We start from the raw sequence: 8,925 nt of genomic DNA on the forward strand, positions 1-8,925 counted from the left end.
CAACCAACAACCAACAACCAACAACCAACAACCAACAACCAACAACCAACAACCAATCTAACACCAATAAAAAACCCGCATCACTCTCGCAATACGGGTTCTTCAAAAAACCAACTCAAACCACCCAGATCACCGCTCCAGCAAAATCCGCAGCATGCGCCGCAGCGGCTCGGCCGCCCCCCACAGCAGCTGATCGCCAACAGTGAAAGCCCCCAGATACTGCGACCCCATGTTCAGCTTGCGCAAACGCCCAACCGGCACGTTCAGGGTCCCGGTCACGCTGGTGGGACTCAGCTCCTGCATGCTGATCTCCCGCTGGTTCGGCACCAGCTTCACCCAAGGGTTGTGCTGGCTGATCATGCCTTCGATATCCGCCAGCGGCACGTCTTTGTTCAACTTGATGGTCAGCGCCTGGCTGTGGCAGCGCATGGCGCCAATGCGCACGCAGATACCGTCGACCGGGATCGGACTCTTGAAGCGGCCAAGAATCTTGTTGGTCTCGGCCTGAGCCTTCCACTCTTCACGGCTCTGCCCGTTCGGCAGCTCCTTGTCGATCCACGGAATCAGGCTGCCGGCCAGCGGCACGCCAAAGTTCTCGGTGGGGAAGCCCTCGCCACGCATGGTTTCGGCGACCTTGCGGTCGATGTCGAGGATAGCGCTGGCCGGGTTCGCCAGGTCATCGGCGACTGCGGCGTGGATACCACCCATCTGCTTGATCAGCTCGCGCATGTTCTGCGCGCCAGCCCCGGAAGCCGCCTGGTAGGTCATGGCGCTCATCCACTCGACCAGGCCCGCTTCGAACAGGCCACCCAATCCCATCAGCATCAGGCTGACGGTGCAGTTGCCGCCGATGTAGTTCTTGGTGCCCGCGTCCAGCTGCTGGTCGATGACCTTGCGGTTGACCGGGTCGAGAATGATCACCGCGTCGTCCTGCATACGCAGGGACGAGGCCGCGTCGATCCAGTAGCCCTGCCAGCCGGCTTCGCGCAGCTTGGGGAAGACTTCGTTGGTGTAGTCGCCGCCCTGGCAGGTCAGGATCACGTCGAGGGTCTTGAGCTCGTCGATGCTGTAGGCGTCCTTGAGCGGGCCAGTATCCTTGCCCACGCTCGGACCTTGGCCACCGACGTTGGAAGTGGTGAAGAACACCGGCTCGATCAGGTCGAAGTCCTGCTCTTCGAGCATCCGCTGCATGAGCACGGAACCGACCATTCCACGCCAACCGATCAGACCTACACGTTTCATCGCAACTACACCTTTGCTAAAAGTGGGCCGCCACCGGGAGTTTTTGGTGGCGGGCCAGAGAGATTACAGATTCCGCAGCGCTGCGACTACTGCGTCGCCCATTTCCTGCGTACCCACCTTGCGGCAGCCCTCGGAGAAGATATCGCCGGTGCGCAGGCCCTGGTCCAGCACCAGGCTCACCGCCTGCTCGATCGCCTCGGCGGCGGCCGTCTGGTTGAAGCTGTAGCGCAGCATCATCGACACCGAGAGAATGGTCGCCAGCGGGTTGGCGATGCCCTGCCCGGCGATGTCCGGCGCCGAGCCATGGCACGGCTCGTACATGCCCTTGTTATCGGCGTCCAGCGATGCCGATGGCAGCATGCCGATGGAGCCGGTGAGCATGGAAGCCTCATCCGACAGGATGTCGCCGAACATGTTGTCGGTAACCACCACGTCGAACTGCTTCGGCGCGCGGACCAGCTGCATGGCGGCGTTGTCGACGTACATGTGGCTCAGCTCGACGTCCGGGTAGTCCTTGGCCACGTCCTCGACCACTTCGCGCCACAGCTGGCTGGAGGCCAGGACGTTGGCCTTGTCCACCGAGCACAGCTTCTTGCCGCGCACACGGGCCATGTCGAAACCGACACGGGCGATGCGGCGCACTTCGCTCTCGCTGTACGGCAGGGTGTCATAGGCCTGGCGCTCGCCGCCTTGCAGCTCTCGCTGGCCGCGTGGCGCGCCGAAGTAGATACCGCCGGTCAGCTCGCGAACGATGAGGATGTCCAGGCCCGACACGATCTCGGGCTTGAGCGACGAGGCATCGGCCAGTTGCGGGTAGAGGATGGCCGGGCGCAGGTTGGCGAACAGGCCCAGTTGCGAGCGGATCTTCAGCAGGCCGCGCTCCGGACGGATGTCACGCTCGATCTTGTCCCACTTCGGCCCGCCCACGGCGCCCAGCAGCACGGCATCGGCCTGGCGTGCGCGCTCCAGCGTTTCATCGGCCAGCGGCACGCCGTGCTTGTCGATGGCCGCGCCACCGATCACGTCGTGGGTGAGGTTGAAGCCGAGCTGGAACTTGTCGTTGGCCAGCTCCAGCACCTTGACCGCCTCGGCCATGATTTCCGGACCGATGCCATCACCTGGGAGAATCAGAATCTGCTTGCTCATGCTTTCCTCTATCCAATCGAGCGGCGCGCCTCGCAGGCGCGCCGAAGTACTTCAGTGTCCGATGCCCCTCTGCGCGGGGCAAGCAGTCAATCAGGCGTCACGGAACAACCAGGGCTGACTGGCGCGGTGCTTGCCTTCGAACGCCTTGATCGCGTCGCTGTCCTGCAGGGTCAGGCCGATATCGTCCAGGCCGTTGAGCAGGCAGTGCTTGCGGAACGCGTCGATCTCGAACTTCAGCACCTTGCCGTCCGGACGGGTCACGGCCTGGGCCTCGAGGTCGATGGTCAACTGGTAACCCGGGTTGGCCTCGACCTGCTTGAACAGCTCGTCGACCTCGGCAGCGTCGAGAATGATCGGCAACAGGCCATTCTTGAAGCTGTTGTTGAAGAAGATATCGGCGAAGCTCGGCGCGATCACGCTGCGGAAACCGTACTCGTCGAGCGCCCACGGGGCATGCTCGCGGCTCGAGCCGCAACCGAAGTTCTCCCGCGCCAGCAACACGCTGGCTCCCTGGTAACGCGCATGGTTGAGCACGAAGTCCTGGTTCAACGGGCGCTTGCTGTTGTCCTGGTAAGGCTGGCCGACGTCCAGGTAGCGCCACTCGTCGAACAGGTTGGGGCCGAAGCCGGTGCGCTTGATCGACTTCAAGAACTGCTTGGGAATGATCTGGTCGGTGTCGACGTTGGCACGATCCAATGGCGCGACGAGACCTGTGTGCTGGGTAAAGGCTTTCATGCTGCGCTCCCTTGGATCAACTCGCGGACATCGATGAAGTGGCCGGTCACCGCGGCGGCGGCGGCCATGGCCGGGCTGACCAGGTGGGTGCGGCCACCGGCGCCCTGGCGGCCTTCGAAGTTGCGGTTGGAAGTGGATGCGCAGTGCTCGCCGCTCTCCAGGCGGTCCGGGTTCATCGCCAGGCACATCGAGCAGCCCGGTTCACGCCATTCGAAGCCGGCCTCGAGGAAGATCTTGTCCAGCCCTTCGCGCTCGGCCTGGGCCTTGACCAGGCCCGAGCCCGGCACCACCAGCGCCTGCTTGACGTTGGCGGCGACCTTGCGGCCCTTGGCGATCTCGGCGGCGGCGCGCAGGTCTTCGATGCGCGAGTTGGTGCACGAGCCGATGAACACGCGATCGAGCTGGATGTCGGTGATCGCCTGGTTGGCGGCCAGGCCCATGTACTTGAGGGCGCGTTCGATCGAACCGCGTTTGATCAGGTCGGGCTCGGCGGCCGGGTCCGGCACGCGCTGGTCGACGGCCAGGACCATCTCCGGCGAGGTGCCCCAGCTCACTTGCGGCTTGATCTGCGCGGCATCGAGCTCGACCACGGTGTCGAACACCGCGTCGGCGTCCGACACCAGGCCTTTCCAGGCCTGGACAGCGTGCACCCACTGCTCGCCCTTCGGCGCGTAAGGACGGCCCTCGACATAGGCGACGGTAGTGTCGTCGACAGCGACGAGGCCCACGCGAGCACCAGCCTCGATGGACATGTTGCAGATGGTCATGCGGCCTTCCATCGACAGCTCGCGAATGGCGCTGCCGGCGAACTCCATGGCATGACCATTGCCACCGGCGGTGCCGATCTTGCCGATCACGGCCAGGACGATGTCCTTGGCGGTGACGCCGGCCGGCAATTCGCCGTCGACGCGCACCAGCATGTTCTTCATTTTCTTGGCCACCAGGCATTGGGTGGCGAGCACGTGCTCGACCTCGGAGGTGCCGATGCCATGGGCCAGGGCGCCGAACGCGCCATGGGTGGAGGTGTGCGAGTCGCCGCAGACCACGGTCATGCCCGGCAAGGTCGCGCCCTGCTCCGGGCTGATGACATGGACGATGCCCTGACGCTCGTCGTTCATCTTGAATTCGACGATGCCATATTCGTCACAGTTCTCATCGAGGGTCTGCACCTGCAGGCGCGACACCTGGTCGACGATGGCCTCGATACCGCCCTTGCGTTCAGGCGTGGTCGGTACGTTGTGGTCTGGGGTGGCGATGTTGGCGTCGATGCGCCAGGGTTTGCGGCTGGCCAGGCGCAGGCCTTCGAAAGCCTGGGGCGAAGTCACTTCGTGGATGATGTGGCGGTCGATGTAGATCAAGGACGAGCCGTCATCGCGGCGCTTGACCTCATGAGCTTCCCAGAGTTTGTCGTAGAGCGTTTTGCCAGCCATCAGACTGTTCCTCATCAGCGTCTTTCTATGCCAAAGACCCCTTGGCTTGTACGGACGATGCTATGGCGATAGATTGAATAACTCAAATTCATAATTTTCATACTTTGCATAACCATCAGGAATTCGAAAGGATGGACCTGGCCAACCTCAACGCCTTCATCGCCATTGCCGAAACCGGCAGCTTTTCCGGCGCCGGCGAACGCCTGCACCTGACCCAGCCAGCCATCAGCAAGCGCATCGCCGGGCTGGAGCAGCAGCTGGATGTGCGCCTGTTCGACCGCCTGGGCCGCGAGGTCACCCTCACCGAGGCCGGGCGCGCCCTGCTGCCCCGCGCCTACCAGATCCTCAATGTACTGGATGATACCCGCCGCGCCCTGACCAACCTCAGCGGACAGGTGAGCGGTCGCCTGACCCTCGCGACCAGCCACCACATCGGCCTGCATCGCCTGCCACCGCTGCTGCGCGCCTTCACCCGCCAGTACCCGGACGTGGCACTGGACATCGAGTTCCTCGACTCCGAGGCGGCCTACGACGAAGTGCTGCACGGCCGGGCGGAAATCGCCGTGATCACGCTCGCCCCGGAGCCCCATCACCTGGTCCGCGCGGTGCCGGTCTGGGAAGACGCCCTGGACTTCGTCGCCGCGCCCGAGCACCCGCTGGCCAGCAACCACACCGTCAGCCTGGCCGACGTGGCGCGTCACCCGGCGGTGTTCCCCGGTGGCAACACCTTCACCCACCATATCGTCCAGCGCCTGTTCGAAAGCCAAGGGCTGGTACCGAACATCGCCATGAGCACCAACTACCTGGAAACCATCAAGATGATGGTGTCCATCGGCCTGGCGTGGAGTGTGCTGCCGCGTACTATGCTCGATGGGCAGGTTGCGCCCATCGCCCTGCCGGGCATACAGCTGTCGCGCCAGCTAGGCTACATACTGCACACGGAGCGCACGTTATCGAATGCGGCCAGGGCCTTCATGGCGCTGCTCGACAGCCACGCCGGATCCAGCTGACCGGTCGTCGGCAAGGCATTACCCTCCACAAGGACGCGTCATCCGCCAAAGGTCTGGTACCGATGCCCAAATCAGCGAACCGCTTTCCGCGCCTGCCACGCATTCCCGCGGCCGATCCCCAGGAATCGGAACAGGCCTGGCAGAATGCCCCCCAGTTGCTGGCCGCGCTCAACGGCGCGCACCTGGGCGCCTGGCTGTGGGACATCGAAAGCGGCCGGGTCAGCTGGTCGCGGGGCACCCAGGCACTGTTCGGCTTCGACCCGCAGCGCCCGCTGCCCAATGACATCGACTACCTCGACCTGCTGCCCGAGGAAGATCGCGCGCGCACCCGCCAGGCCTTCCAGGCCGTGGTCAATGGAGAACCGATCGAACAGGCCATGCGTCACCGCATCCGCTGGCCCGACGGCAGCGTGCACTGGCTGGAGATCAACGGCAGCCTGACCCACGATCGCCACGGCCGCCCACAGATGATCGGGGTCATCCGCGAGATCACCCGCCAGCGCGAGCGCGAGACTGCGCTGATCAATTCGGAAAAGCGCTTCGCCACCCTCTTCCACCTCAGCCCCAACGCCATCCTCCTGACCCGCCGCCACGACGGCCTGATCATCGAGGTCAACCAGCACTTCGAGCACATGTTCGGCTGGCCGGGCGCGCAAGTGGTCGGCAAGACCAGCCTGGAACTAGGGCTCTGGGTCAATCCCGAGCAGCGCCACCAGGTCATGGACGCCACCCGCGCCGGCAGTGGCCCGCTGATCATGGAGGTGCAGTTCCGCGCCACCAGCGGCAAGGTCCACGACGGCATCCTCTGCACCCAGGGCATCGAGCTCGAAGGCGTCACCTACCTGATCAGCACCTTCGTCGACACCACCGAGCGCAAGCGCGCCGAGCAGGCGCTCAAGGACAGCCAGGAGCGCCTCGACCTGGCCCTGGACTCGGCGCAGCTGGGCACCTGGGACTGGCATATTCCCAGCGGCATGCTTTACGGCTCGGCTCGCGCCGCCCAGCTGCACGGCCTGGACCCGGTGCCGTTCCACGAGTCGTTCGAGGCGTTCTTCGAAGGCGTGCCCGAGCATGAGCGCAGCGTCATGCGCCAGGCCTATCGCAGCCTGCGCGAAGGGCCGGCGGGCAACTACCAGATCACCTACCGCGTGCAATTGGACAACGGCGCCTCGCGCTATATCGAGAGCCGCGCGCGCCTCTACCGCGATGACCAGGGCAACCCGCTGCGCATGGCCGGCACCCTGCTCGACATCACCGACCAGGTCGAGCGCGAACAGCGCCTGACGGCCTCGGAAGAAAAATTCGCCAGCCTGTTCCAGGTCAGCCCCGACCCGATCTGCGTGACCCGCCAGGACAGCGGACAGTTCATCGAGATCAACCCCGCCTTCAGCCAGACCTTTGGCTGGGCCCCCGAGCAGGTGCTTGGCCAGACCGCGCAGGAGCTCGGCCTGTGGGCCGAATCGGCCGAACGCGCCCAGCGCATCGAGCGGGTGATCCGCGACCAGGCCCTGAGCAACGTCGCGGTTGGCGTCAACCATCGCAATGGCACGCCGTTGACCTGCGTGATCTCCAGCCGCCTGATTACGGTCGACGGCCAGCCGTGCAGCGTCACCACCCTGCGCGACATCACCCAGCAGCAACGCGCCGAGGCCGCGCTCAAGGCCAGCGAAGAAAAATTCGCCAAGGCGTTCCACTCCAGCCCCGACGCCATCACCATCACCGAGCGCCACACTGGCCGCTACCTGGAGGTCAACGACGGCTTCAGCCGGCTGACCGGCTACAGCCCCGAAGAGGTGGTGGGCCAGAGCGTCTACGAAATCGGCATATGGGCCGACGAAAAACAGCGCGGCGCCCTGCTCAACGAACTGCGCGAACGTGGCCGGGTGCACCATCGGGAAATGCTCGGGCGCAACAAGCGCGGTGACATCCTCACCGTGGAAGTCTCGGTGGAGCCGATCAGCCTCAACGAAACCGACTGCCTGCTGCTGACCGCCCGCGATGTCAGCCAGCTGAAGAACGCCCAGGCGCAGATCCGCCACCTGGCCTATCACGACCCGCTGACCAACCTGCCCAATCGCGCCTTGCTGATGGACCGCCTGAGCCAGCAGATCGCCCTGCTCAAGCGCCACAACCTGCGCGGTGCCCTGCTGTTCCTCGACCTCGACCACTTCAAGCACATCAACGACTCGCTCGGTCATCCGGTGGGCGACACCGTGCTGAAGATCATCACCGCGCGCCTGGAGGCCAGCGTGCGCCTGGAAGACACCGTGGCGCGCCTGGGCGGCGACGAGTTCGTGGTATTGCTCAGCGGCCTGGAAGGCAGCCGCGAGCAGGTGGAAAGCAAGGTCCGCGAACTGGCCGACACCCTGCGCGAGCTGCTGGCCGAACCGATGTCGCTGGATGGCCAGCGCCTGCAGGTGACCCCGAGCATCGGCGTGGCGCTGATCCCCGACCATGGCGCCACCCCAGCCGACCTGCTCAAGCGCGCCGATATCGCCCTGTATCGGGCCAAGGATTCCGGGCGCAACACCACCCAGTTGTTCCACACCACCATGCAGAAAGCCGCCAGCGAGCGCCTGCGCATGGAGAACGACCTGCGCCTGGCCCTGGCCCGCGGCGAGCTGGCCCTGCACTTCCAGCCCCAGGTGGATGCCCGCGACAACCGCATCGTCGGCGCCGAGGTGCTGCTGCGCTGGCACCACCCGCAACTGGGCCAGCAGCCACCGGCGCAGTTCATCCAGGTACTGGAGGAAAGCGGCTTGATCCTCGAAGTCGGCAGCTGGATCCTCGACGAAGCCTGCGATGCCTGCGCCCGCATGCTCGAGGACGGCCTGATCGACGCCGGCGATTTCAGCCTGTGCGTCAACATCAGCCCTCGCCAGTTCCGCCAGAACGACTTCGTCGAACGCGTCCTGCGCAGCCTCGACGACTACCGCCTGCCACGGCGCATGCTCAAGCTGGAGATCACCGAGGGCATCGTCATCCAGAACCTGGAAGACACCATCAGCAAGATGCGCGAACTCAAGCGCTACGGCGTGAGTTTCGCCATGGACGACTTTGGCACCGGGTATTCCTCGCTCACCTACCTCAAGCGCCTGCCGGTGGATGCGCTGAAGATCGACCAGACCTTCGTGCGCGACGCGCCGGTCGACCCCAATGACGCCGAGATCGTCCGCGCCATCGTCGCCATGGCCCGCAGCCTCGATCTGGCGGTGATCGCCGAGGGGGTCGAGTTGACCGAGCAGCTGGAGTTTCTCGAACGGCTGGGCTGCCACCTGTACCAGGGCTACCTGCACAGCCGGCCGCTGCCGTTGCCGGAGTTCCGCCAGATGCTGCTGGAGGCGCCGGCGGATTACTGATTA

At 64.8% G+C, this 8,925-nt stretch carries 6 protein-coding genes; 2 read left to right on the forward strand and 4 right to left on the reverse strand.

The genetic code is table 11. From position 1 onward, the window contains the following. Nucleotides 1–129 precede the first annotated feature (129 nt). The 4 genes from asd to leuC form a co-directional block, all read right to left on the reverse strand. Entirely contained in the window at nucleotides 130–1,242 is a 1,113-nt protein-coding gene (asd, locus tag N5D48_RS24780) for an aspartate-semialdehyde dehydrogenase (protein WP_279888670.1), read from the reverse strand. Nucleotides 1,243–1,305: 63 nt separating this feature from the next. After that, nucleotides 1,306–2,388, reverse strand: coding sequence for a 3-isopropylmalate dehydrogenase (leuB, locus tag N5D48_RS24785; RefSeq protein ID WP_279888671.1), 1,083 nt, complete (start codon nucleotides 2,386–2,388; stop codon nucleotides 1,306–1,308). Nucleotides 2,389–2,478: 90 nt separating this feature from the next. Beyond that, nucleotides 2,479–3,123 carry a 3-isopropylmalate dehydratase small subunit gene (gene leuD, locus N5D48_RS24790; protein WP_110739341.1) on the reverse strand — a complete coding sequence of 215 codons (645 nt, stop codon included), beginning with the start codon at nucleotides 3,121–3,123 and terminating at the stop codon, nucleotides 2,479–2,481. Beyond that, nucleotides 3,120–4,553: a 3-isopropylmalate dehydratase large subunit gene (gene leuC / locus N5D48_RS24795; RefSeq protein WP_279888672.1), complete on the reverse strand. Its 1,434-nt coding sequence runs from the start codon at nucleotides 4,551–4,553 to the stop codon at nucleotides 3,120–3,122. Before leuC ends, leuD begins: the two co-directional genes overlap by 4 nt. Before the next feature lie 131 nt (nucleotides 4,554–4,684). Here leuC and N5D48_RS24800 point away from each other — a divergent pair, with 131 nt between their 5' ends. Then, nucleotides 4,685–5,563: a LysR family transcriptional regulator gene (locus N5D48_RS24800; RefSeq protein ID WP_279888674.1), complete on the forward strand. Its 879-nt coding sequence runs from the start codon at nucleotides 4,685–4,687 to the stop codon at nucleotides 5,561–5,563. Between the two features lie 62 nt (nucleotides 5,564–5,625). Further along, on the forward strand, nucleotides 5,626–8,922 hold the full coding sequence (locus N5D48_RS24805; RefSeq protein WP_279888675.1) for a PAS domain S-box protein: 3,297 nt from the start codon (nucleotides 5,626–5,628) through the stop codon (nucleotides 8,920–8,922). The last annotated feature ends 3 nt before the right edge of the window (nucleotides 8,923–8,925 follow it).

It is taken from the genome of Pseudomonas sp. GD03858 (assembly GCF_029840925.1).
Lineage (GTDB): Bacteria > Pseudomonadota > Gammaproteobacteria > Pseudomonadales > Pseudomonadaceae > Aquipseudomonas.